This is a genomic window from Hahella sp. NS-SX17 (assembly GCF_057367735.1).
Genome location: NZ_CM170632.1, coordinates 4,057,220 through 4,080,742, shown reverse-complemented (window position 1 = coordinate 4,080,742; position 23,523 = coordinate 4,057,220). Strand labels below are relative to the sequence as shown.

General features: G+C 55.0%; 20 protein-coding genes and 1 pseudogene. 12 read left to right on the top strand and 9 right to left on the bottom strand.

Going from position 1 to position 23,523, the window contains the following annotated elements:
- Positions 1 to 77 precede the first annotated feature (77 nt).
- Both AC2IBB_RS18140 and AC2IBB_RS18135 read right to left on the bottom strand, forming a co-directional pair.
- Positions 78 to 1,649, bottom strand: coding sequence for an RICIN domain-containing protein (locus AC2IBB_RS18140; RefSeq protein ID WP_486328170.1), 1,572 nt, complete (start codon positions 1,647 to 1,649; stop codon positions 78 to 80).
- A gap of 420 nt (positions 1,650 to 2,069) precedes the next feature.
- A complete protein-coding gene (locus AC2IBB_RS18135) occupies positions 2,070 to 3,317 on the bottom strand; it encodes an NAD(P)/FAD-dependent oxidoreductase (protein WP_486328169.1) in 1,248 nt (415 codons plus the stop codon).
- Positions 3,318 to 3,470: 153 nt separating this feature from the next.
- Here AC2IBB_RS18135 and AC2IBB_RS18130 point away from each other — a divergent pair, with 153 nt between their 5' ends.
- From AC2IBB_RS18130 to AC2IBB_RS18120, 3 genes are all read left to right on the top strand, one after another.
- Positions 3,471 to 4,478, top strand: coding sequence for a 4-hydroxyproline epimerase (locus tag AC2IBB_RS18130; protein WP_486328168.1), 1,008 nt, complete (start codon positions 3,471 to 3,473; stop codon positions 4,476 to 4,478).
- Positions 4,479 to 4,598: 120 nt separating this feature from the next.
- The gene (locus tag AC2IBB_RS18125) at positions 4,599 to 5,276 is read left to right on the top strand and encodes a GntR family transcriptional regulator (protein WP_486328167.1); all 678 of its coding nucleotides are present in this window, start codon (positions 4,599 to 4,601) and stop codon (positions 5,274 to 5,276) included.
- 98 nt (positions 5,277 to 5,374) lie between these two features.
- Complete coding sequence (locus tag AC2IBB_RS18120) at positions 5,375 to 5,692, top strand: hypothetical protein (protein WP_486328166.1); 318 nt, start codon at positions 5,375 to 5,377, stop codon at positions 5,690 to 5,692.
- A gap of 56 nt (positions 5,693 to 5,748) precedes the next feature.
- Here the strand turns inward: AC2IBB_RS18120 and AC2IBB_RS18115 are convergent, their stop codons facing one another.
- Entirely contained in the window at positions 5,749 to 6,513 is a 765-nt protein-coding gene (locus AC2IBB_RS18115) for a PEP-CTERM sorting domain-containing protein (RefSeq protein WP_486328165.1), read from the bottom strand.
- 272 nt (positions 6,514 to 6,785) lie between these two features.
- Here AC2IBB_RS18115 and AC2IBB_RS18110 point away from each other — a divergent pair, with 272 nt between their 5' ends.
- Complete coding sequence (locus AC2IBB_RS18110) at positions 6,786 to 7,766, top strand: hypothetical protein (protein ID WP_486328164.1); 981 nt, start codon at positions 6,786 to 6,788, stop codon at positions 7,764 to 7,766.
- A 296-nt stretch (positions 7,767 to 8,062) separates the two neighbouring features.
- On the opposite strand, the gene AC2IBB_RS18105 is transcribed toward AC2IBB_RS18110, so the two are convergent.
- From AC2IBB_RS18105 to AC2IBB_RS18095, 3 genes are all read right to left on the bottom strand, one after another.
- Positions 8,063 to 8,365, bottom strand: coding sequence for a hypothetical protein (locus AC2IBB_RS18105; RefSeq protein WP_486328163.1), 303 nt, complete (start codon positions 8,363 to 8,365; stop codon positions 8,063 to 8,065).
- Between the two features lie 43 nt (positions 8,366 to 8,408).
- Positions 8,409 to 9,875, bottom strand: coding sequence for a winged helix-turn-helix domain-containing protein (locus tag AC2IBB_RS18100; RefSeq protein ID WP_486328162.1), 1,467 nt, complete (start codon positions 9,873 to 9,875; stop codon positions 8,409 to 8,411).
- A gap of 180 nt (positions 9,876 to 10,055) precedes the next feature.
- Positions 10,056 to 10,829, bottom strand: coding sequence for a helix-turn-helix domain-containing protein (locus tag AC2IBB_RS18095; RefSeq protein ID WP_486328161.1), 774 nt, complete (start codon positions 10,827 to 10,829; stop codon positions 10,056 to 10,058).
- A gap of 246 nt (positions 10,830 to 11,075) precedes the next feature.
- Here AC2IBB_RS18095 and AC2IBB_RS18090 point away from each other — a divergent pair, with 246 nt between their 5' ends.
- The 5 genes from AC2IBB_RS18090 (at position 11,076) to AC2IBB_RS18070 (ending at position 15,760) form a co-directional block, all read left to right on the top strand.
- Positions 11,076 to 11,420, top strand: a complete 345-nt coding sequence (locus AC2IBB_RS18090; RefSeq protein WP_486328160.1) for a hypothetical protein — start codon at positions 11,076 to 11,078, stop codon at positions 11,418 to 11,420.
- A 496-nt stretch (positions 11,421 to 11,916) separates the two neighbouring features.
- On the top strand, positions 11,917 to 12,696 hold the full coding sequence (locus tag AC2IBB_RS18085; RefSeq protein WP_486328159.1) for an ABC transporter ATP-binding protein: 780 nt from the start codon (positions 11,917 to 11,919) through the stop codon (positions 12,694 to 12,696).
- Complete coding sequence (locus AC2IBB_RS18080; protein WP_486328158.1) at positions 12,693 to 13,706, top strand: FecCD family ABC transporter permease; 1,014 nt, start codon at positions 12,693 to 12,695, stop codon at positions 13,704 to 13,706. The genes AC2IBB_RS18085 and AC2IBB_RS18080 overlap by 4 nt, the downstream gene beginning before the upstream one ends.
- Positions 13,703 to 14,764, top strand: coding sequence for a FecCD family ABC transporter permease (locus tag AC2IBB_RS18075; RefSeq protein WP_486328157.1), 1,062 nt, complete (start codon positions 13,703 to 13,705; stop codon positions 14,762 to 14,764). The genes AC2IBB_RS18080 and AC2IBB_RS18075 overlap by 4 nt, the downstream gene beginning before the upstream one ends.
- A gap of 39 nt (positions 14,765 to 14,803) precedes the next feature.
- Complete coding sequence (locus AC2IBB_RS18070; RefSeq protein WP_486328156.1) at positions 14,804 to 15,760, top strand: ABC transporter substrate-binding protein; 957 nt, start codon at positions 14,804 to 14,806, stop codon at positions 15,758 to 15,760.
- Positions 15,761 to 15,819: 59 nt separating this feature from the next.
- On the opposite strand, the gene AC2IBB_RS18065 is transcribed toward AC2IBB_RS18070, so the two are convergent.
- Positions 15,820 to 17,886 (bottom strand): TonB-dependent receptor, encoded by a 2,067-nt coding sequence (locus AC2IBB_RS18065; protein ID WP_486328155.1) that lies wholly within the window; start codon positions 17,884 to 17,886, stop codon positions 15,820 to 15,822.
- A gap of 285 nt (positions 17,887 to 18,171) precedes the next feature.
- Here AC2IBB_RS18065 and AC2IBB_RS18060 point away from each other — a divergent pair, with 285 nt between their 5' ends.
- Positions 18,172 to 18,981: an IclR family transcriptional regulator gene (locus tag AC2IBB_RS18060; RefSeq protein ID WP_486328154.1), complete on the top strand. Its 810-nt coding sequence runs from the start codon at positions 18,172 to 18,174 to the stop codon at positions 18,979 to 18,981.
- A gap of 83 nt (positions 18,982 to 19,064) precedes the next feature.
- Here the strand turns inward: AC2IBB_RS18060 and AC2IBB_RS18055 are convergent, their stop codons facing one another.
- Entirely contained in the window at positions 19,065 to 20,381 is a 1,317-nt protein-coding gene (locus AC2IBB_RS18055; RefSeq protein WP_486328153.1) for an NtaA/DmoA family FMN-dependent monooxygenase, read from the bottom strand.
- Positions 20,382 to 20,588: 207 nt separating this feature from the next.
- Positions 20,589 to 22,280: a hypothetical protein gene (locus AC2IBB_RS18050; protein WP_486328152.1), complete on the bottom strand. Its 1,692-nt coding sequence runs from the start codon at positions 22,278 to 22,280 to the stop codon at positions 20,589 to 20,591.
- Positions 22,281 to 22,701: 421 nt separating this feature from the next.
- On the opposite strand from AC2IBB_RS18050, the gene AC2IBB_RS18045 reads away from it, so the two are divergent.
- Together AC2IBB_RS18045 and AC2IBB_RS18040 are read left to right on the top strand one after the other, a co-directional pair.
- On the top strand, positions 22,702 to 23,034 hold the full coding sequence (locus AC2IBB_RS18045) for a hypothetical protein (RefSeq protein ID WP_486328151.1): 333 nt from the start codon (positions 22,702 to 22,704) through the stop codon (positions 23,032 to 23,034).
- A gap of 52 nt (positions 23,035 to 23,086) precedes the next feature.
- Positions 23,087 to 23,473 (top strand): annotated as a pseudogene (locus tag AC2IBB_RS18040) (formate/nitrite transporter family protein); the annotation flags it as partial.
- Between the last annotated feature and the right edge of the window lie 50 nt (positions 23,474 to 23,523).

Here is a 23,523-nt window from a genome sequence, read left to right as displayed (position 1 = left end):
CGATAAAAGTGGGAGACTGGGAGTTGGCGTCCTTGCCATGGGGGAAATGTCCCTATAGAAACAGGCGAAAGCGTGGTTTACCGAGGACCGGTCTGTGATTTCAGAATCCCTGGCAAATTAGACGCGCTGTCCAGCTTGTAGGGATACATGTCGATGTCATAGAGAACGGCGTCGCCGCTGTCCCGTTTGGGATCGGTCGCCGATGAGCCGGTATAAAGGTTATTGGATGCTTTCATGTAGCCGGATTCATTCCAGTGTGGGGAACGGGCGTTTTCAAAATGGTTGTTCTGAATCAGACCCTGCGCGCCATTGGCGGTACTGATGGAGAAATAGGTGATGTTATTCCAGTAGTTATTATAAATGTGCGCGCGCGTATCCCAGCCATACAGCTTCGGATTGCGGCCGGATGCGCGATCCCAGAAGTTGTGATCTATTGTGACATGGGAGTCCTGCACGAGCATGGTGTAGTGATGTTGTTTACCGCAAACATGGGGATTGTAGCCATCAAAGTGGTTCCAGCTCAGCGTCAAGTTGCGGCTGTTTTTGATATCGATATGTCCATCACTGATCATTTTGGCTCGAATATGATCCACCCATATATGACTTGAGTTTTCAATGGTGATGCCGTCGCCAGCTTCAACAAGATGTGGATTTACGCCCTCGATCGTTAAGTTTTTGACGATGATATTTTTTACGCCGTTTATATTTAATGTAGCGCCGATAATGCGACTGTTTGCGCCTTGGCCCTTCAGCGTTTTATTGGATTTGATATGTATCCGGCTTTCATCGCGGTTTACAGAGACGGTGTCATTGGATGTGCCGCACAGCTCCGTACATGTCTGGTTGCCGACCGGGACTCTATAGAAGGTTTTGTTCTGTTCCTGATAAGAAGGACAGGTCATGGCGCAGACGCTGACTTTGCGTACTGGCGTACGGCAGTCAATCGTTGTGTTGTCAGGAACGATGACTGTTTTGGAGCCGTCGGACGTCAAGGCGGAAGTCAGCGTCTGGCAGTTGGTGGCGATAACCGTCTCGCCGCCGGCCCCGCCGGTAGTGGTGGCGAGACCGTCAGAGCCGGGCTGCCCGGCGAATCCATTAACCTGGCTGCACTCACCGTCAATAGGGTTGAAATACCAGCGTTGCAAGCCGCTGCCTATGTCCGCCGATTGCACGATGCGGGCGCCCATATTCTGTGTTTGCGCGGTAAGCGCCTTCTCGGTGTGGCGAGCGCGGATGCTGTATCCGCCAGTGCTTGATTTCACCAGGAACCATTGCTGGTTGAGGCCGCCCCAATAAGGCCACTGGATGAGATCGGCATTATCATGTTGAGCCAGGTTAAGAACGTCCAGCGCCAGATTGGAATGTGTGGCTTCAATTTTGTAGTTGTCGCCGCCGACATTCGTGACTTTGAACTTTTGGTTGGCGGAGCCCTTTGCGCGCCACTGAATCACCGCCGCGCCGTCTGCCTTGCTGACCCCTTCGATGTCCAGCGCCAATCCGGTTTCTCTGTTTACAATGCTATAAATTTTGCCGCTGACCGGCGTTGCTTCACAGTTGGCCGCTACAGCGAAAGAAGGAGTCAATAACGTGGCGGTGAGGAATGACAGGCTGACTGCGCAAAAGCCTATCCTGTGTGTTTTCATGTTCATCTTTTATCCTGAAATGAATTGCTTTGTATATTTGAGAAACCGAGGGGGCGAATTGAATATATTTTTATGGAGGAGAAGAGTATATGAAATACAGTTGCTTTTGTGAGGTTTTTCACGGTAAAAGATAACTTAACTTTGTTTTTATAATTATATGTTTGAGGATTATATTTAATGGGTTAAGCCTAATGGTTTATTTTCCTGTGAAGGCTTATGTCACGCTGGATGAGGGCGGTTTTTAATTGAGTGTCAACTTCTATTAAGTTAACTTCATTAATTAAATGGTATTAAGTTAAATGGCCGTGCGACAAGCATTTTAAGCACAAGTGTATATTTACGGTTTGGGTGTATTTCGAGTAATACTTATTAGAAAATTCCTGGCAGAAAAGTCAGGCGTGGAGTAGACGCCTGACTTTTCAACTCTTAAAAGCGACTCAAACGCAAAGACTGTAGATCGATGGTTGGCGTTTGATCCGTCGCCAACTGACGCACCAATTCACCGGTCAACGCGGCTTGAGTCAGCCCCAAATGTTGATGTCCGAAAGCGAGAATGATCTGGCGACGTTCGCCGACTCGGTCAATGACGGGAAGCGAGTCGGGCAGAGAAGGGCGGAATCCCATCCAGGTTTCGCCCTGGGCGTCGTCTAGGCCGGGTAGCAATGCCCGGGCGTGGGTGGCGAGCATGGTCGCCCTGCGCATGTTGGCGGGTTGTTGCAAGCCGCCGAACTCGACGGTGCCGGCAAGACGCAATCCTTCGTTCATGGGCGTCATAATGAAGCGCCGCTCGGCGGAGGTGACGGGAATCGACAGGGACGCCCCGGCGTTGCGCAGCATCAGGTGATAACCGCGCTCCGTATCCAGAGGGATCGATTTACCGGTCAGTTGCTTCACTAAAGGTTTGGACCAGGCTCCCGCCGCCAGCACCAGTTTGGGAACCCGAATCTGATCCCCATCACAATGCAGTTGCACGCCCTCTGTCGTTGGCGTGGCGCTATTCACCATCTTGTTCAGCACGGTTCCGCCCCGACTTTGAAAGAGCGCCCCCAACGTGCGGGTGAGGTGATAGGGGTTGGCGGTATGGCCGGTGTCCGGAAAAAATACGCCGTGTTTGACCGTCGCCCCCAATCCGGGCTCCAGTTCTCGCGCCTGAGCGCCATTCAGAACCTGGGTTTTGACGCCGCGGGTGCGCAGCGTGTCCAACGTAGCTTGATAACTTTGGAAGCTGGCGTTGCGTTCGAAGGTCAGCAATGAGCCGTTGACCCGGATCTGGCTTTCCTTCCCTGTGCCCGCCAGCAGGCGACGCCAGGCGGGCAGGGAGGCGGCGTTCAGGGCCTGTAACGCCTTACCGCTGCGGTTGTAGGAGGCTTTGCGGGTATTGAGCATGAAGCGAACCAGCCAGGGTGCGATATGAGGCAGATAGGACCAGCGGATCGCTACCGGCCCCAGCGGGTCCATCAGCATACCGGGAATCTTCCACAACAGGCCCGGCGTGGCTAAAGGCAGTATCTGCTCCGTGGCGAAGTGTCCCGCATTGCCCCGGGAGCAGCCTTCGCCGACGCCACGACCGTCAATGAGACTGACCTTCATGCCCGCCTGCTGCAGCGACAGGGCGCAACAGACGCCGACTATGCCGCCTCCCAGTACCGTGATGTCCGTGTCCAGCTCTTGCATTGAACGTCCTCTTCATTTGTGAAATTGAATATTGTATAAAATATACATTTATCTGAAGGCGGACAATCCATCACCAGCCACGGTGGCTGCTGATGGCTGGATTCGTTCTAATGACAGCCCAAGCATCACTGCAAAATTAAGACAAGAAGGGATATGGATATGAGAGAAGGCACGTTTTTCTGTATCGACGCGCATACCTGCGGCAATCCGGTGCGACTGGTGGCGGGAGGTTATCCGGCTTTGTCGGGAAACACCATGAGCCAGAAACGGCAGTACTTCATGGAGCACTACGACTGGATTCGTCAGGCGCTGATGTTTGAGCCTCGCGGGCATTCCATGATGTCCGGGTCCATTGTCTATCCCCCTTGTTCCGAGGACGCCGACGCGTCGATCCTGTTCATCGAAACCAGCGGCTGTCTGCCCATGTGCGGTCATGGGACCATTGGAACGGTCACCGCTGCCATTGAGAATGCGATTATTCGCCCGCGGGTTCCCGGCAAACTGATCCTGGACGTGCCGGCGGGCAAAATCGCCATTGATTACGAGCAGCAGGGCGCCAAGGTCGAAAGCGTTAAAATCTATAACGTGCCGGCTTATCTGGCGCACAGCGAGGTGGCGGTGCAGGTTCCCGACATTGGCGAACTGGTGGTGGATGTCGCCTATGGCGGCAACTACTACGCTATCATCGATCCGCAAAAGAACTTTCCCGGATTGGAGCACTTCAGCGTGGATCAGATTCTGCGCTTCAGTCCGTTGATTCGTCGTATTGTCGATGAAGTGGTGGAGTGCGTGCACCCGGACGACCCCACCGTACGCGGCGTGTCCCATGTACTCTGGACCGGCAAACCGACGCAGCCCGGCGTGGACGCCCGCAACGCCGTGTTCTATGGCGACCGCGCCATCGACCGTTCTCCCTGCGGCACCGGCACCAGCGCGCGCATGGCGCAATGGTTCGCCAAAGGTAAACTGAAAGTCGGCGATACCTTTGTGCACGAAAGTATTATCGGCAGCCTGTTCCAGGGCCGGGTGGAAGATGTGGCGACAGTAGGCCCGCATCAGGGGATACGACCCAGCGTGCAAGGCTGGGCCAGAGTCTATGGCCACAACACCATCTGGGTGGACAGCGAAGACCCCTATGCCCATGGATTTGAAGTGAAATAGTTAAACACTCGGCAACAAACTTTCGCTCGCCCAGAGGAAATTTTCTTGACTACTGCGGCGAGCGCCTAAAATGATAGTATCGCCTCCTTTTTTGACATCCGGGATCATTTATTGTCCGTTATGAGCACCGCAGCCGTTTATAAAACCCGTACACAGATGGTCGCAGATATTCTGCGTAAAAAAATTCTCTCTGGAGAAATTGTGGCGGGGGAGCCTTTGCGACAGGACGCCATCGCCAAAGAATTTAACGTCAGCCGTATTCCGGTGCGGGAGGCGCTGTTGCAACTGGAAGCGCAGGGACTGGTTTGTTTTGAACCCCACAAAGGCGCCACGGCGACAGAGTTGCGTCCTTCGGAAATTCGCGAACTGTTTGAGCTGCGGGCGTTGATTGAATGTCATGTGCTGGAGCAGGCCATCGACAACATGACTGACCTGGATCTGGCCGCAGCGGAGAAAATTCTCAAAGCCTTTGAGGAAGCGGTGGAGAGCGGCGACCGGGTGGAGAGCTGGAGCGAGCTGAATTATGAACTGCATGCCGCCCTCTATCATCCCGCCAACCTGCCACAGGCGATGGAAGTCGTGCGCAGCCTTAACATCAAATCTGATCGCTATATCCGTCTGCAATTGTTGTTCACGACCGGCATAGAAAAGGCCGAAAGGGAGCATGCGGATCTATTGGAATTCTGTCGCCAGCGCAACAAGAAAGCGGCGTCGGCGTTGCTGAAAAAACATATTCTGGAAGCCGGTCAGGCCATTCATGACTTGCTGATCGAACAGGCGGGCGGCGCGAGCCTCTGACCGCGCAATATCGCCGCCGCGCAGGCGCATTCATGCCTGTTTATCAACATGCCAATATCATTGCCATGTTAATAATAACGCGTTAAATCGAGGTGTTTATGACATCGTTCTGGGTGGTGGATACGAAATGCAAAGTCGCGCCGGAAAGCACTCTGCCGCAGGATGGCAGCGCCTATTACTATGGTCGCAGCGTCGTTCCTGCGCAGGCCCGTGAAGAAGCCATCGAGAATCTGACGCGCTATCTTGCGGACGACGGTATTCTGGTCGAGGAGGTGCAATCGGCGGTGTTATATGAGAACGGCCATTGGGACGCAGTGGACGAGTTCGAATTGCCCCAAAGCTATGCCGACGCCAAATTGAACAATGAGATTGAAATTGGGTGTTTTATCTCGGAAAACGCCCGCAATGAAGTTTAAGGCGGCGATCCCTGCCGCCATTCTTCTTTATGAACGACTCTAACGCGGCGAGGTGATCAGGCGGCCGTCCCCACTTTTGATCGCGCCGCTTTTCTGATGCCTGCGCCAAGCAAGCCTAAAGATAACAGCGCCCAAGCGGCTGGCTCCGGCACGTCATGGGGTTCGCCGGCGTCAAAGGGCGTAAACTCGCCGGCGACCTGCAGACCGGTGATAGCGCCTTCAAAGATAGCGAACCCAAAGCCCAGTCCAAACGCATCGCCTACGCCGGCAATGCTTCCATCCACGGGATATTCGTCAAAATCCACCTGATAATAGATGCCGTCACCCCAGGCGCCGTCCGCTCTGTAGCGGCTATTGGGCGCATCCGGCGCATAGCCTATCTCGCTGTATGCGGTCAGCAGGGCGAAACTCAGATCTTCAGTGCCGTAGATGGTCAGCTGATAAGGCGAGAAGCTGGCGCCGGAGAAGAAGACGCGGTTGATACCGTCAATATCGTCCGGCGCGGCGCCGACTCCAGAGTTTGAAAGTTCGTTGCCGCCGGCCTGATGATAGAGGACATCCGCAGCATGGTCTGTCCAGGCGACGCTGGCGTCAAACTGATGGCCTTGTTCATCACGCAAGTGGGTGGGGGTGTCGCCCGCCACGACCTGATTCCAGTGCGCGCCGCCGGCGCTGAGAATACCGTCCGCACCGACGTAGGCGGCTTCAGCGGCGCTCGTCGTGAAGTCGATATTGATCACCGTGGCGGATACGGGAAGCGCGCAAAGTGCGAACATGGCTGGCGCCAGGGATTGGCTGAGTTGTTTCAGTAGGGGATTCATAATGTGACTCCAATGCGTTTGATGAGCAATTCTCCCAGTGGTCTGGAAGAGCGTAATAAGTTGCGAGCGATGGTTGCTCTGCGTTGGAGTGAACTTTAAGAGATCAGGCGCGGGTCTTACTTGTAAATATCCGCCGTCTTCATGTCAAAAGCGCTCATAGTCCAATTCGCTTGCCATTAATCAGGCAGGCAAGTAGCCTCAGATAACCCTTTATAATCATGCAACAAAACGGACTGCTCCTGACCCTCAGGCAAACAGGATAAAAACTGGCCATGACTACCCTCAAATACTTTCTGTTTCCTCTGTTCCCGCTCTTGTTGCTGCTTAATGCGGCTTACGCTGGCGCAGAGTATTGGTGCGGCTACAGTGATGAAAACATTCGGGACTGGCGCGTCAAACGGGACAGTGAATGTCGCCTGCCGACAGGGAAGGGGGAGTTGGTGCTGATTGAAGCCGAAAAGCACTTCAATGTATCCAGCAATACCTGGTTTACGCCGGTGAAGGGACGTCATCCTGGCGCCATGTTGCGCAAGTGCGAAGGGGGCAAGGCGGCCACTTTATCCGGCGACACTATGCTGACCACCGCTAAGCTGCAAAAAATCTGTAGTCTGCAAAAAGACGGCTCGCATGACCTGCTGACTTCCGAGGGGGTACAGGCGACAGTGGAATGCCAAAACTATCAGACTATGAATATCAAGATCCAAACGGAAGCAGGCGAGAAGGACTGTGGCGTGCCGGAGGTTCTGCAGGTGGCGACGCCTCACTACAAAATCGAGTCAGCCAGGTATGGACTTGACAGCGCGGACGTCACGCGACGAGGCATCGCTCCGGAAGAAGAGCTGTGTTCGCTGGCGGTGACGGACCCGACTTATCCTGAAGATCTCACCATTGCGTTTGTCTGGGGTGATGTCGCCTGCCATTTGACCAGCTACTACAAGAACAAGCACGCCTGCGGCTGGTTCGCCAACGATAACGGCATGCGCGGTTCGAAGATGTCCAGCTTCTATGCGCAGCCGATATTGGCCAAGCTGTGCCAGAAGACAAAGAATGGCGAAGTAGAGGTTACCAAACCCTTTCGGCGCCTTGATAGCCATGATGAGAGCCTGTCCTACGTGAAAGGCTATATCCAGTGCGTCAAAGGCGCGCCGACGGGGGTCAGGCTGGCGATTAAACCTCTGGTCGGGGAAACTCAGGAAAAGCAGTGTCCCATACCAGAGGCGTTGCTGAAGGATAAGCCCGTTCATAAATCGTAACGGTAAAGGAACGGGGCTCAGTCTGTTCCATTGTCTTTATTCTTGTTGCGGCGCTGCGTTTTGTTGTAGCGGTGTCTCAGTTCGCCGATAGCCGCTGCAGTCAGAATGAGGACAATAATAAGTGCTATGTTCATGGGGTTTCTCCGTTTGCGTTGTTGATGAAACGGATGTTAAGGCGACCCCATGCGCCGCTGAATCTTGCGGCTATCCAATTGCTCTCTAATTTATCTCAAATTTATATTAATGTTTATAAATCAATGGCTTGATAAAGGTGTGCGAGCATGGATTCCGGCTCTTCAATCGAACAAATGATTGTCGATCAACACGGCGGAGACCTCGCTGAGAGGGATTATCGCATCGAATGTTTCCCGGGTGCGCAGCTCCTGCAGACGAATGACCTTAGCGCCGACATCTTTTAACACGCCATGTAATTCAACGCCGGAATTCAGCAGTACGCCGATCTTTTTATCCGCCTGTCCGCGTAATACGTCTTGCAGAGAATCGTTTTCTTTGATCACCAGCTTTGGCTCGGCGGCGAGCGCCGTCGTCGACATAAGAGCGATCAAGAAGATCCCAGGCAGCCAGGTTTTAACATTCATTGTCAGTCCTCTCATGATCTCAAGTGTGAATGTGTTCGCCGGATTAATATCGCAGCGCGCAGGCTTTTTCAACGACGTCGCCTATGACGGGCTTAAACGACAACTGGATAGCCTTGGGCTGCTGTTGTTCGCATAGCAGATAGGCGTCCAGCGACGTTTTGTCTTTATGCTGAGGGCGCCACCAGCCTTCCTGCGTCAAGGCGATCTTGTCCGCGCCTTTGGCGCATTGGCTCTGCAGTTGTTCCTGCGTGAAGAAGTCGCTCACCGTCGCCCCGGTGCGTCGCGCGTTGTGGCTGAGGACGCCGCACCCGACAGGACTGGAGCTGCTGTCCGTGCAGCGCCGGGTTCCCCATATCCAGGCGAATTCGATTGTTTCAATCCAGGTCGGGTCTTCTGCGTTGAGAATACAGCTGGCGTCCTCATCAATACCGAGATCGGCGAGTTCGCCGCGGCGAACTCCGTACCAGTAATCCGGATCTTTGACCGCGTTGGGGTGATTCTGGGTTAATGCGGGCGGTAAAGCACAATGCTTTTCCGAACTCGGCGTCTGTAAGTGAATGGACTGCGGCTGGTAATCCGCGCATACCAGCGACGCGCGGGCGCCGCCTCGTTCAGCGATTTCGACTTCGCCGTCGCGTTGAGTCATGCAACGCTCCTTCAGCGTGACGAAATTCAAGGGGCTGTTGTTTTTATGTCCTAGTCGCTTGTGGTTGCTTTCGCAGAAAAAAATATCGCCAGCGATGTCTCCGGTATCCGCCGACTGATAATAAGAGGTGCCGAGCTTCGCCATGCGGTCGCCAATCACCAGGCCGAACTGACCCTGTTCCGTCTCCAGCATGCAGGCGCTGGCGGAGTCGATCCCCAGCCGCTCCACGGTTCCTGCATCGACGCCGCACCAGTAGTTTAGCGCCGGCGGCGTATCCCCGCCGTCGTAAATGATCCTGCCAAGGAGCGCCACCGCCGCCAGCGCCAGCAATGAACAGCCCGCCACAATCGGTCGCTTGAGGCGGGAAGAGGGAGCAGGCGCAGGGCCTGCGTCCACTGGGCGCTCCGACTCCATCTCCCTGCCCACCGTGTTTGCTTCGTTATCCGGCGGCGCAACGGCGGGTTCAGGGGCGGGCGGCGGTGCGGACGCTGGTTGCGGCGGCGGAGAAGGGATATCCGGTATTTTCTCAAATGGAATAATGGCGACATCCTTGAGTAATCGATAGCCTTTCTTGGGGATGGTTTCGATATATTCCGGGGCTTCGCTGCTGTCGTTAAACGCTTTGCGCAATTGCCAGATGGCCGTGTTCAAGGCCTGTTCGCCCACATACTCGTTTTCATTCCAGACCTTCTGGATCAACGCTTCCCTGGTCACTGTCCGGCCAGGGTTCTCAGCCAGCGCCAGAAGCACTTTGCAGACTTTATCGCTTAACTGATGTTCAGCCGCTTCACGATAGAGCCGGTTCGTTTCCACATTGATGCGCCATTCGCCTATCTGCATTTCTTCATAATCTCGGTCGGTCACGGGGGGCTCCTGCGCTGAAAACGGTTGGACTGCATTATACAAATCCTTTACCGGATATCAGCACAAGGAGTTAAGGAACCTTTGAAAAACTACCTGGGCAGCCATTGCGGCGTCCTTGCCAACGTTTTTCCGAGGTCCCTTCAGGGTTATTCTCACTTCACTGGGCTCGCCTTTGTTTGTTCAGGCCACGCAGATCTTGAGTTCAGATTCGCTCAGCCATAACTGCGAGGGGCAGATGCCGAATAATAATTTGTGGCATTTGTTTAAGTGCGCCAGATCCGCAAAACCTGAGTCATGGGCGGCGGTGGTCAAATTACGGCTGCGGGAAAACTGCTTGATGAAATACAACACCCGCACCCCCAGACGAAATCGTGCGAAAGAAATATTGGTTTCCTGTTTGAATAATCGACTGAGATGCGCCGCCGAAATGGGCATTAACTCCGCATAATCATCAATGGATTGGGAAAGATCAGGATTCTTCAATAATAGCTCAATCAGCTTTCGTACCCGACGGTCCATGAGTGGAGGCGATAATGGATAATGTTTGGGATTAAGGATCGTCTCCAATAATTGCTTCGCCTCACTCGCAATAGGGCGTCTCTCATATAAATTTCGGAAATCCTCTGCAATATTATCCGCGTCAAGAAAATCAAAGAGAAATCCATCCTGTTCACAACAATAATAGTTATAAGTCAGGGTGGTTTTAATGTTGCGCCAGAAATGAGAAGACACAAAGGCGATACGCTTATTAGTCAATATAAAGTCACAGCGTGCGTTAGCGGGAATCATCAGGCAGCGGGTAACAATCGATTCGCCATTCGGGAGTTTGACCTCAAACTCGCCATCCAGCCCGACAATATAACTATCCGCTATGTGCTGCCAATTATATACGCCGTCAAAGCGCCCAATATAAAGACATAAGTTGTTCCAGTGATAATACAGCGACTGATCCATTTTTCACCTCAGGTATCGACCAAATGACAATGCGATCGATTATCGAGAGGTGGTCATTTTCATGAATCTCGCGGGTCTCCGCTTTATCTCAAATTTGTATCAAATTTATATTTATGTATATAAATCAGTAGGTTGGTGTGGTCATAAAAAAGAGGATGTCATCCGAAGCGAGGTCTTCAGGCTGCGCTTCTGGCGCTCTCCAGAGACGAGAGATTACTATTGAGCCTATTAAAGGGAGGGCTTTTCGTGAGATATGTAAAAGAATTGGGCGCTTCTTTTTCTACGGCTGATTCCGAGTTTCCCAGCATATGTAGTGAAAGAGGCGATTTAACGGTTTGTTATCGGGACTGGCGGGAAGAAAGAGTAGAAATAGGTTTTAAAGATGTTGTTGCGTACAAATGGAATACTGTTATGGAGCTGTTGGATAAAGAGAGGGATGATTCGAGCTATGAAGTCTGTCAGTCGGACTGGCTTGAGTTGCATTGCCGATTAGGATTAACGACTGAGAAAAGTCACAAACATTACAGGCTTAACTTTAACGAAGTCGGCCAGCTGGAAGTATTGGCGGCATACTACGTAGTGAAAGAATGAACTGAGTAAACCCTGAATTAATAAAATCAGGAATCGATGACGAAAAGAGTAAACCGGCGCGAGGCCGGTTTATAAAAGTGGGGCCTCTCTGAATGGCCCTCCGTTAAGGGATAGTCTCTTGGGAATAGGGGAGTGAAAAAACCTAGGGTTTTCCTGTGTAAAGTCGAGATGACAGGTATTCCCCTTCACTTATCGTTCAAATCGCACGACGCGCTTGGCGGCTGGAATCGGGGCCAATAAGGCGCCGACGAATCAGGCGATAACAACGCTGGTGCACAGGGTTAAGTGTGTAACGGTAATGATAATCAATATCGTTAACGAGGCCGGTGTGCTAAAATCGCTTCCTGTTTTTCTTAATAAAGAGGGCTCTGGGGGCGACATCGATTACCTTCGAGATGCGATGGATCAACCGGCAATAACAACGGTTATCCCTCCATTCTCAGCGGCCCCCGTTATGGCCTGACGACGCTCGTCCAGGATTATTCAGGTAAATGTCATGCTAGAAGTTCGGCGACTATCCGCCGTTTACGGGAAAGTTCGCGCGCTTGACTCTGTTTCCCTCAGCTTCGCTCCCGGCAAGTTCACGGCTTTGCTGGGGCCAAACGGCTGTGGTAAGTCAACTTTGCTGCGCGCCATCATGGGACTGATTCCCTGCGATGGCGAGGCGGCCCTGGAGGGGCGTCCGATCCAATCCATACCCCGCCGCCAGTTGGCGCAGCGCATCGCGTACCTGCCCCAGGAGTGCCACTGTCCGGACTATCTCACTTTGGGAGAGCTGATTGAGCTTGCCGGCTACTCCCGCAACCCTCTGCTGGGCGGCCCTTCAAAACGGGACAAGCGTCTTTTCCGCGACGCTCTCGACAGAATGGGACTGGCTCAATGGGCTGATCGGCCGCTACATGCGCTGTCCGGGGGCCAGCGTCAGCGCGCCTGGATCGCCATGGTGCTGGCGCAGGATGCGGAGCTGATTCTGCTTGATGAGCCGGTTAACCATCTGGATATATCCTGCCAGTATTCCGTGCTGAAACTGCTTTCAGAGCTGACCCGAAGTGAGAATAAAACCGTCGTCAGCGTGCTGCATGACCTCAATCTGACGGCTGGGTTCGCCGACGAGGTTGCTCTGATGCGCGAAGGCAGGCTTATCGCCCATGGGGCGGTGACGGAAACCATCACGGCGCAAAACATCGCCTGCGTGTATAACATTGAGGCGGATATTTTCACTCGCAATAACCGGCTGGTGTGTTTGCCTGGCGACGCTGGCATGGCTCCGGCATGAAGCGCAGAGCCTTATTCCTGCTGACGGCGCTGGCGTTGCTTCTCATCGCGCTGGGGGTGGAGCTTTCGATTGGAGCGACGCGCATTCCCGTCAGCTCGGTGCTTGACGCTCTGTTCGCATTCGACCTGGATAACTACGATCACTTTATTGTGCTGTATCAACGCTTTCCCCGGGCGTTGCTCGCCATGTACGCAGGGGCGTTGATGGCGTGCAGCGGGTTGGTGCTGCAGGCGCTGGCGCGTAATCCATTGGCGTCCCCGTCAACGCTGGGAATCAACGCTGGCGCGATGCTGTTTGTTCTTGTCGGCGCCTTTTTCTTTGAACTGGGAACGGCGGCGCAGGGGATCGCCGCCCTGGCGGGAGGCGGATTCGGTTTCGCCTGCTGTATGGCGATGGCGAAAGCCGTGGGGCTGGCCAAGGACCCGAGGGGCCTGACGCTCATTCTGTCTGGCGCGTTGGCGTCCATGCTGCTGTTTGGCGTCGCCAGCGCGATTCTGCTTACGGACCCGTCCCGACGCAGTGATTTCCTGGGCTGGGCGATGGGCAATATCAACCATGTCTATGCGGAGCGGCTGTATGACTTCTGGTGGCTGGGGGTAAGCGCGGCGGCCTTGCTGGCGGTGCTGGCGCGGCCTTTGACCCTTATCATGCTGGGGGAGGATAAGGCCGTCTCCACTGGCGTCAATGTACGCTGGGTCGTGCGGCTGGCGTTCGCCGCCGTGACGGTGGCCGCCAGCTCCGCCGTGGCCGTTTGCGGTCCCATTGGGTTTGTCGGTCTGGTCGTACCTCATATCGTGCGTCCCTTCACCGGAGCCAAGTTCACCTACAGTCTTCCGGGCGCCGCACTGATGGGGGCCTGTATCTGTCTCCTGGCTGATGTTGTCGCCCGTCAGGCGTTTGCGCCCTTTATCCTGCATACGGGACTGGTCATGGACTTGCTCGGCGGCATTGTTTTTGTCTTTCTTGTGCGACGTTTTTATCTCACTCCACGTCATGGAGTCGCGGCGTGAAGTTGTCGACGGCGACCGATGGCAGGCGGGTATTGCTGTTTGGCAATGGTCTGCAAATCAGAACGGGCAACCTGATCGCCGCCGGCGGACTCCTGTGCGCCGCCTTGTCGCTCGCTGTTTTGTCCCTGACCGTTGGCGCCACTGCCGTCAATCTGGAACATCTGCTCTCCGCGTTAATGGACGGCGCTGATGGGGATGTCGGCTTCGCCATTTATGAGGTGCGATTGCCGCGTATCTTACTGGGGTTCATGGCGGGCTGGTGTATCGCCATTACCGGCGCGCTGCTGCAGTCACTGTCGCGTAATCCACTGGCGGACCCAGGCTTGTTGGGGCTTAGTCAGGGTTCTATGGTCACTATCCTGTTGTTGCTGATATTTGCGCCGAAGGCGCCCCTCAGCATTATCCCCCTGACCGCCATTATTGGCGGATTGTCAGTGGCGGGATTGCTGATCTGGCTGACCAAAGGAGGGCAGGGGGACGGTCTGGCGATACTGTTGATGGGCATTGCGGTGGAAACCGTGCTGTCGTCGGTGTCTTCGATTCTGATCCTTTATACGCCGCCGGAGACCTCTTATGCGGTGTCCAGCTGGCTGGCCGGCTCTCTGTTTCAGTCCAGTTGGAGCAGTATCCTGACGCTTCTGCCCTGGTGCGCACTCAGTCTTCCCGTCATCATCGTGCTGGGAAGGTCCATTCGCAGTTACGATTTGGGCGAGAGCATGGCGTTGGCGCTGGGCGAGCCGGTTTCCCGCTCTCGTCCCATGATTCTGTTCGCCTCGGTATTACTCACTTCGGCGGCGGTGACCGCTGTCGGCCCCTTAAGCTTTCTGGGCGTTATCGCCCCTCATCTGGCCAATTTTCTATCTCGTTCATTGGGGCGCGCGCGACTGACGCTGTCTGGACTGATGGGCGGGGTTCTGGTGATCGCCGCCGATATGCTCACCCGCGGCGCGGCGGACGCCGCCGCTTTGCCCATTGGACTGAGTCTTACATTGGTTGGCGCGCCGCTGTTCATCCTGACCATGCGTTTACGGACGCTTATCGCCAGGCGCGTCTCATGAATGGCTCGATTTGTTCTTTTAACCTTGAGAGAGGTCATTATGCGTTTACTGCTGACTATTTCCGCTGCTTTGCTTTCCTGCCAGACGGCGTTCGCCGCTTCGCGACAGGCGACCGATGACGCGGGTCGCAGCGTTTCCCTGCCGGATACTCCCGCCCGGATTGTGGTGCTGCATGGACCTGCGCTGGGAATCCCCATCGCTGACCTGGGTTTGGCTCCGATTGGCAGCTATGGCCGGGCTGACGACGGCAGTTCGCTGATGGCGGTGGACTTCTACCGGGAAGTGCTGGGAGAGGCCGCGCCGAAGCCCAAGGGCGTTGGCAATCTTGGCAATATGGATATGGAAAAACTCAAGGCTTTGCAGCCTGATCTGATACTGGGCTCAGAGCATGATCAGGACAAAGTCCAACAGCTGTCAGCAATCGCTCCCGTCTATCTGCAGAATATCAGCGCTGGTCTCACCAGTGGTTTTGATGTGGAGAAGGATCTCGCCGGAGTGATTAACCGGCAGGATGAGTATCAGCGACGTCATCAGGCGTATTTGACGCGCGTAGAAGAAGTGAGAAGCCAGCTTCCTTTTGATCCTGAAAGTAAAACTTATCTGGCTGTTTTTATTACCGATCAGATTAACGCGATAGGCGATATGTCCGGCGCTGTGCAAGCGCTCAAGGACCTCGGCTATACGCGTCTGGAGCTGCCGCAGACAGGCGCGCTGTCAGGGTTCGGCTCGACTCTGCTGGCGCCTCTCAGCCCGGAAGTCTTCGGGAGGCTGAACCCTGATCTGTTGATGGTGATGAATACTTACGTCGGCGCCGAAAGAGACGCCGCTGGCGCTCAGGCCAGTCTGGATCGTATTGCGCCGGGCTGGCGGCGTTTCCTCAAACCGGCCCGTGAAGGCCGTGTTCTTTTTGTGGACTCCGCCAAAGTCACCACGCCGTCCATCGCCAGCGCGCTCCATACGCTGGAAGCCATCGCCGCTTGGGGCGCAGGTCAATAACATCGCCAGATTAATACTGTCAAAGATAAAAAGAAGCCAGGAGCCTGCTGGACTCGCAGCTACAGGCGAAATTTGACGCCTACGCCCAGCTCTCTTGGCTCGGTGACATTGGCCGCGACGCCGCCAATGGATCTGTCGTCATACTTGTAGGTGGCGGTAACCTCGTCGAAAACATTGTTGGCGAAGGCGAAGACTTCGATCTGCTCACCCATGGCGTAAGTCAGTCTCGTATTGACGATGGTGTAGCCGTCAACCTCGTAATCTGGGTCATTTTCATCCGTGGAGTGGTAGTCGTCGGTGTGGCGCAAGTCCGCCGCCAGGGTCCACTGTTCGGCGAAACGCCAGTCCCCGCCAAGGCTGACCATATACCCGGGCGCCCGCGAAAATTCGTTGCCTTCATACGTATTGCCCAGCGCATCTGTGAATTCGCCGACTTCTGTCTCCAGTAAGCCAAGGCCGGCGCGCAGATTGAAGGCCTCGTTGACCTTGAAGTCCATACCCAGCTCCATGCCGTAGGTATGCGCTGCTTTGGCGTTGGTGACGGTCACGCCATAAGGAATGGCGCCGAGGTAATCCGGCAGCAGGCGTTGTGAGTCTTTGTAGTCGCTGTAAAACAGGTTGCCTGTGAGCAATAAGCGTCCATCAAGCAGAACCGCGCGACTGAAAACCTCATAGTTCCAGACCGTTTCTTCGTCGAAGGTCACGTAGTTTCTATTGGCGAAACTCAGGTTTACGCCGCCGGGGTTATAGCCCTTGCTGGCGAGGACGCCGACTTTGACGCCGGGAGAAAACTGGTAATCCAGAGACAGCTTGGGCAGTAGCGCACTGAAGGTTTCGTCATAATCCAGTGGAACGGCGGCGAATGGAGAGGCGCCGCGGCGCTTTATGTCATCGCGCTGATAGCGCAAACCGCCGGTCAGGGTCCACAGGTCCGTCAGTGGATAACTGATTTCGGAGTACAGGCCCAACTGCTTTTTCTCATCGTCAAACTCAGACACGCCGCGAAGATAAAGAATGTCATCAGAGGTGGTGCGGGCAAGGTAAAGACCAATCACTCCCTGCATGGCCGAGTTCGGGTCGTCCAGCACCAGACGCAATTCGTTGGAAATGTTGCTCTGATCGACCTCAGCGCCGCCGTTATTGCGGGGCTCCGTCACTCGATCTACATGCAGGTCGGAATAATGCAGCTGATTGATAAGTTGCAGGTTGTCATTCAGCGCGTAATTCGCGTCCGCCACCACCGTGGAGACGTCTTGCTCCCAGCCCGGCATCGAGGTAGTGCGGTTATTGAGTTCGTCATGTGGGATTGATGCGCTTTCCCAGGTTGGGGCCTTGTTCTCGGTGCGGGAAAGGGTCAGTTTGGTTTCCAGTCCTTCAATCTCTTGCGGTAACCAGAGCAACTTCAAGCGCGCGTTTTTGTACTCAAAGTCCAGGTCGGCGTCGCCTTGCTGAAAGTCCGGGTTGGTGTAATCGACAAAGGTGTCGCGGGCGTGATAATCCAGCGCTATCCTCGCCGCCACGTCATTCGACAGCGCGCCTGACGCCGCCAGCGCGGCCCGCTTTTTATTACGTGAGCCGTACTCCAGCTGTGCGGCGCCTTCGGTGTCGAAAGTGGGGTCTTTGGTGTTAACGATGATGGCCCCGGCGATGCTGTTGGCGCCTTGAGAGGACGTCTGTGGTCCGCGAAAGACTTCAATGCTGTCGACATCCCAGATGGAGACGGCGCCAAACACCAGCTCATTGAAGCTGAGATAGTGGCCATCCAGATTGATGGTTGCCCGTGGGATTGTGCCGCCGAAGAACGCGGTGGAGCCGAAATTGGGGCCCTGGGCGTCCTGACCTCGAATGACCGGGGCGCCTGGCGTGCCGGTATACAGCACGTTGGGGACTTCCTTGATCGCGTCGGCCACGGATTCCTGGCCTTTTTTACGTTCGAGGTCCTCCTGGGTCATCACCTGCACGGAAGAGGCGGTATCTTCAATATTTCGCGTTAGCTTTTCGCCGGTGACGACGACCGGCGCCAGCTCCAGTACGGGATCTTGCGGCAAGTCGCTGGCGCCGGCGAAGGGGGAGCTGAGGGCTGCGCCCAGGCAGCCTGAAAGTGTTGCTACATGACGATACTTCATTATTTCACCTGAGAAATATGGGGCTGATCTGACAACAGCCGAAAATGTTTCCAATTGCATTGAGTCAACTAAAACCACACAGTCCAGATCAGTAGGACAGCAGGATATTCACGTCTGAATCCTTTTGTTCCGCATAATAGAATGCGTTCCATATTGTTAGTGAATCTTAATGAAAATGATTATCAATAACAACTTGGTTTGCGCAGACAGTGGCGCTTCTGCGGCGTTGTTGCATGCAGGGGCATGCATTAGAATTGCCCCGGACATCACTTGGAGCCGGAAAATATGCCCCCTCGAACCGCTGCGAATGCACAGGCTACGGCGGATAGACCGTCAGGGACGATTCAATCTGTATCTATCGCAATGCGATTTCTGGATATTCTGGCCAATGCGGGAGAACCCCTCGCGCTCGGCGCTATTGCGCGTCAGGCGCAGGCGGGCGCGTCAACCACTCATCGCTATCTGCAAAGTCTGGTGAAGGAAGGGCTGGCCTCCCAGGACCCGGCCAGTGGTTTTTATGATCTGGGGCCCGCTGCGTTGAGTATTGGCATTGCGGCGCTGAGAAGGATGGACCCCATCGAGATCGCCGCCGAGCAGATGAAGCGTATCGCCAACAATCTGGCCAGCAGCAGCGGCGTGGCCATCTGGACCCGTCGCGGTCCGACTATCGTACGCTGGTATCGCAGCGCTTATTTTTCTATCAACTCTGTCGGGCTGGGCGATGTATTGCCGATTGATAACTCCGCCTGCGGCCTGCTGTTTCAGGCGTTTCTTTCGCCGGAGGCGGTGGCTCACGCCCGCACCCAACAGCCGGAGCCGTTTCGAGGCCAGTCGCCGTCCGCGGAAACGCTGGATGAGATCCGGCGAACCGGACGCGCCAGCCTGCATAGCCACCTTCTACCTAATGTGACAGGGCAGGCGACGCCGGTTTTTGACGCGCAAGGGGAAATCTGCTGCGTGATGACGACAGTGACCAATCTTGGTCAGGACGAGACGGATAATGACGCTCTGTTCAAAGCGGCGGAAGAGGTCGCCAGGAAAAGCGGCGGCTGGGGAACCTTCCAGCGCTATTTCGGAGAGCAAGGGCGGGAATAAGTCCGCCCTGCAGAGCCTGATATGTGCAGCGCCTGTCGTTGCAGACAAATTAGAAGGAAGCTGTTTGTCTTCCTGATCAATAGTTATCCAGAAGCTGCCTGGCTCTCGTCGTCAGTCAGATGCGACATGAAAGTCGTCCCTGAGTATTCGCGGCGAAACAAACCACGCTCCGCCAATGCCGGAATAACTTGCTCCAGGGCGAGATGCATGGAGGTGACAGAGCCTCCCGGCACGCATATAAAGCCATCGATGGCGCCCGCCGCCGCCCAGTCAGCGATTTCCTCCACCGCATCCTCTGGTCTGCCTATCACCTGCCAGTGAGAGGAGCCGATGACCTCCGGCCGGGTAAGCAGCTCTTTCAAGCTCGGTTCGTCACGCAGTATCAAGCGACGTAACAGCCCCGCGTGAGTGCGACTGCGGAGCTGGGCGGGCGGCTCGGGGAGATCAGCGCGGGTTATAGCGCGATCCTGCGGCCATTCGGACAGGTCCAGGCCGGTCATTTCTTCAATGGAGGCGATTCTTCGCGCGCGATCCAGACGGGCGTGCGTTTCCATGTAAAGCGCCTTGGCCTGTTCCCGGGTGTCCGCGAGATAGAGGCTCAAGCCGGGCAGAACCCGAATATCCCGGGAGTGTCTTCCTTTGGCTTCGGCGCGCTGATGCAGATCCCGACGCAACTCAATTGCCGCTTCTTTATCTGGAGTGGAGGCGAACACCGCATCGGCGATAGTGGCGGCGAAATCGCGCCCGGTTTCCGAGGCGCCCGCCTGAATCAAGGGGATGCGGGAATCGCCGTAAGCGGGCAGGTTCAATGGACCCTTCACCTGGAAATGCTCGCCATGATGATCGATGGCGGCGACCCGGCTACTGTCGGCGTAGCGGCCTGTCTGCCGGTCCCGCAGCAGCGCGGACTGGGGGTAGCTGCCCCATAACCCCTTCACAACTTCCAGAAATTCGGCGGCGCGGGCGTAGCGTTCCTCCGCTGAGGGCATTTCCGTTTGGCCGAAGTTCTGATGTCCGCCGAGAGCGGTGACTACGTTCCAGCCTGCCCGGCCCTGACTGATCCAGTTTAACGACTGAATTTGCCGGGCCAGAATGTAGGGAGGGTAAAAGGTGGTTGAAGCCGTGGTCAGCAAGCCGATATGCGTCGTCTCTCTGGCGATGGCGGCCAGCAGCATTGTAGGATCGACGCTAGTGAAGCCGGGGCCGGTCTCCAGGACGCCGCTGTCCAGAAACAGCGTATCCGGCAGGAAGGCGAAATCCAGTTTCGCGGCTTCCGCGCGTCTGGCTATATCCAGGTAATAATCTGTCTGCAAGAGACTTTCCACGCCGCTATCCGGCCTTCTCCAGGCTTCTCCGCTCAACCAGGTCGGCGCCAGTGACATCCCGATATGTAGTTTCATAGATGGTGAATCCGTATGCCGGGGTTCGTGATTCGAAACCCTGAAAGTTGTGGTTCAAAAGGCAGCGGTCAGCGCTTTGGCGATAACCGCAATGAGGAGCTTGGCGGCCGAGTATAAACCAGCTAATTCATCATCTGTAGATGCAAAAGGCGATAACGAAAACTTGTTCGTTACCGCCTTTATCACAATGTTGAAGGCTAAAAGGAGTTACTGAATGGAAAAGTTAACGGCTTTCTCTTCGCTCCATACGCCCGTCGCATGCTCGCCTTTTATTGAAATGACATAGCTGCCGGTTTGCCAGTTGCGGTAAGCGCTGGCGGGCGCCAGTTCCACGCTGTAGTTATACGAGTACGGGGCGTTGGAGGAGGCAGTGGCCAGTACGTTCCAGTCGCTCCAGCACTGACTGGTGGTGGAGCCTGTCGTTGGGTTGACGCATTGTCCGTTACGGGTGATCTTGCGCTGAAAGCGCGAAATCTTGTCGTTACTTTTCACATTCCAGCGAAACAGAACGTTGCTGTTGTCGCTTTTGCTCACTCGACTGGGAGACACAGAAGCCTGACTCAGCTTGAATGAACCGCCGCCGGTTACGTTGATGAACGCCGAATTGCTCAGCTTGCCCCGGTCGTCCTCCGCCACCACGCCCCATTCGCCGGACTGAGGCAGCAGGTTATCTTTGGTTTTGAAAGATACGCTGTAAAGAGTATAGGAACGATAATCGGCGTCGTACTCCACCCGGGATGAAAACACCGGGGCGCTGCTGGTGACCGCGGTCATCAACAGGTCAATGGCTTTGGCCGGCGCGGATACTCCATTGGGCTTTTCCGTCAACCAAAGACGCTTGATCGGCGTTAAAGAAGTGAAGGTATAGTTATTGCTCGCCTGATTGACCACTTGGGGGAAGAAACTGCCGTTGACGCGGAAATGAGGATCGCCGCCGGCGAAATTCTCAATGCGCTCCACCCAGTTCTGATCGAAGAATAAGGACTCGTTGACGCCCGTGTTGTAACGTCCTTTGAAGGGATCGACCAAACGCGGCGACATATCCATATGTGTATGCGTGCCGCGCAATCCCGCATCGCCAGAATAGCCAATTCGCGCCAGGCGCTGCAGGGAGCTGACTCGCGCCGGCAGCTGAATGCGGGAAGAGGGCGCAGGCGCGCAGTTATCCGGGTATCCAGTCACATTGTTGATCATGACTGTCCCGCACTCCAGATGCAGCAAGCGCATGCTCATTTTGCTCCAGCTGGGAATGTCGTCAACGCACTGCTTGAAGGCGGCGCCTGATGGGAACGCGCGAGCGCAGTCTTCCGGCGTTTTGTTCAGATAGGTGGTCAAGAACAAATGATTGCCCGGCGACCCCACCGGTTGGTTGGGGGCGTCTTCTACGCCGTCGTAGATGCCTGTCACAAAGGTGTCGGCCCCTTTCGGGAACGGGTTAACGAGATAGTTGCCGGATTCACCTGTTTTGCCGAAATCAATGAAGCTGGTCCAGAAGTCCGTGCCGCTGTGTCCATCGTAAACCGGTTTGCTGGCGTCTCCGTCGTACGGCTGAGTGCTGGAGGTATGGCTATGGTCGTAGTAGCGCCAGATGCCCCGGAACTTTTTCCGTTCTACGGGCAAGGTGATTTTTGGATAGTAGCGACGGGAGAACTCTTTAGGGTTGCTGTAAAACAAGCTGCTGGCCTGCGCTTCGGTAATAGCGCCGCTTTGCAGATCTCTTCGCAAAGGATTGTCAAAGCGATAGTCTTCGAAGCGAGTCGTCGACGCTTTGGCGGATGTCTCGATGGCGTGAGCGGACGCGGCGGCGCTAATCGCCAACGTCAGAATGCTGGGCGCAACCCACAGCAGGGACTGGGGAGCAATGCGTTGTGTTCTGGGATATAGAGATGAATGCGACATAGATAAATTTCCTTTTATTGATCAGGCAGACAAACAGCTTCCTTCTATTCGCCTGCAATGACAGAGCCTGCACCTGTCAGGCCCGGCCTCCTGCGGCCAGCCGCCGCGCAGGCGCATCCAGGCGCCTGATTATTAACATGCCAATCATCGTCACGTTAATGTTAGGGTTGGATCTGAGCTGACTGGCTCTGAAGCCGCTTTCAACTCAGCGCAGTCATCATATCGGCGAATATTTTCCCTGACTTGTAAAAAAACGGCGCCTTTCCGGAGTATCAGGGAGGTATCCGGCGCTTGGGCTTGCCGATTAAAAATGTAGTTATTCTGTCATCTTCATCGGCTATAAATGGCGACAGTCACTCTTCTAAAGTCCATTTCATTGTTAAATGGAATCACCACATACTCAGTAAGTTGTTTGTTATCTATGAAAATACGGTTGGTTGATCATTCATGGTTGGCTGCCGGGGATGGAACTCTGGATACGGGGACAATGCTGTCTCTCGTCAATCGCAAACTTGAGCAAATCAAAGACATCGCACAATGGCTTGTGCGGAAAAGCGGTGAGTGCGCTCTTGAACGGGTGCTTAATTACACCGCTTTGGTTACTGCTCTCCTGAGATGTAAAGAATCTCTTTCAAGCCACGACGACGCGCTCAAACAGGAAGTTTTCTGTGCGCTCAACGCCCACGCCACGGTGCAGCTGCTGGCGGCGGAGCGCAAGATACATTACGAATTTGGGCATATGGAGAGCTGGTAGCCGCCTCTGGTTACAGGGTGTATGAGCCTACGTCATAGGCTGAATTAACATGGCGCTGACGGCGGCGTTCATCATGGCGTTTGTCTTTACCTATGGCTTCAATACGGACCCTGGCCCGGTCGGGAGCAAAATCGCCAGTGTCGGCGAGGCCCGCACTTTTGGTTATGCCGAATACGGACTGGCGGGGTGGATGCCCATCATGCTGTTCTTCTTTATGGGGTTCGAACACTCCGTTGTGAACATGTTCCTGTTTCCCTCCGCCATGATCATGGGCGGCGATTTCTCCATCATGGACTATTTCATTTGGAACGAGATTCCCACAGCATTGGGCAATCTGGTGGGCGGGCTGGCCTTCACAGGATTAACCCTGTACAGCACCCACTATAAAACAGCGCCCAAGCGCAAACTGGTCGCCTCCGGCAAACAAGCAATGGTTTGAGTCGGAACGCCTGAAAAGACACGACGTAAGGACAGTAATAGAGCCTCGGC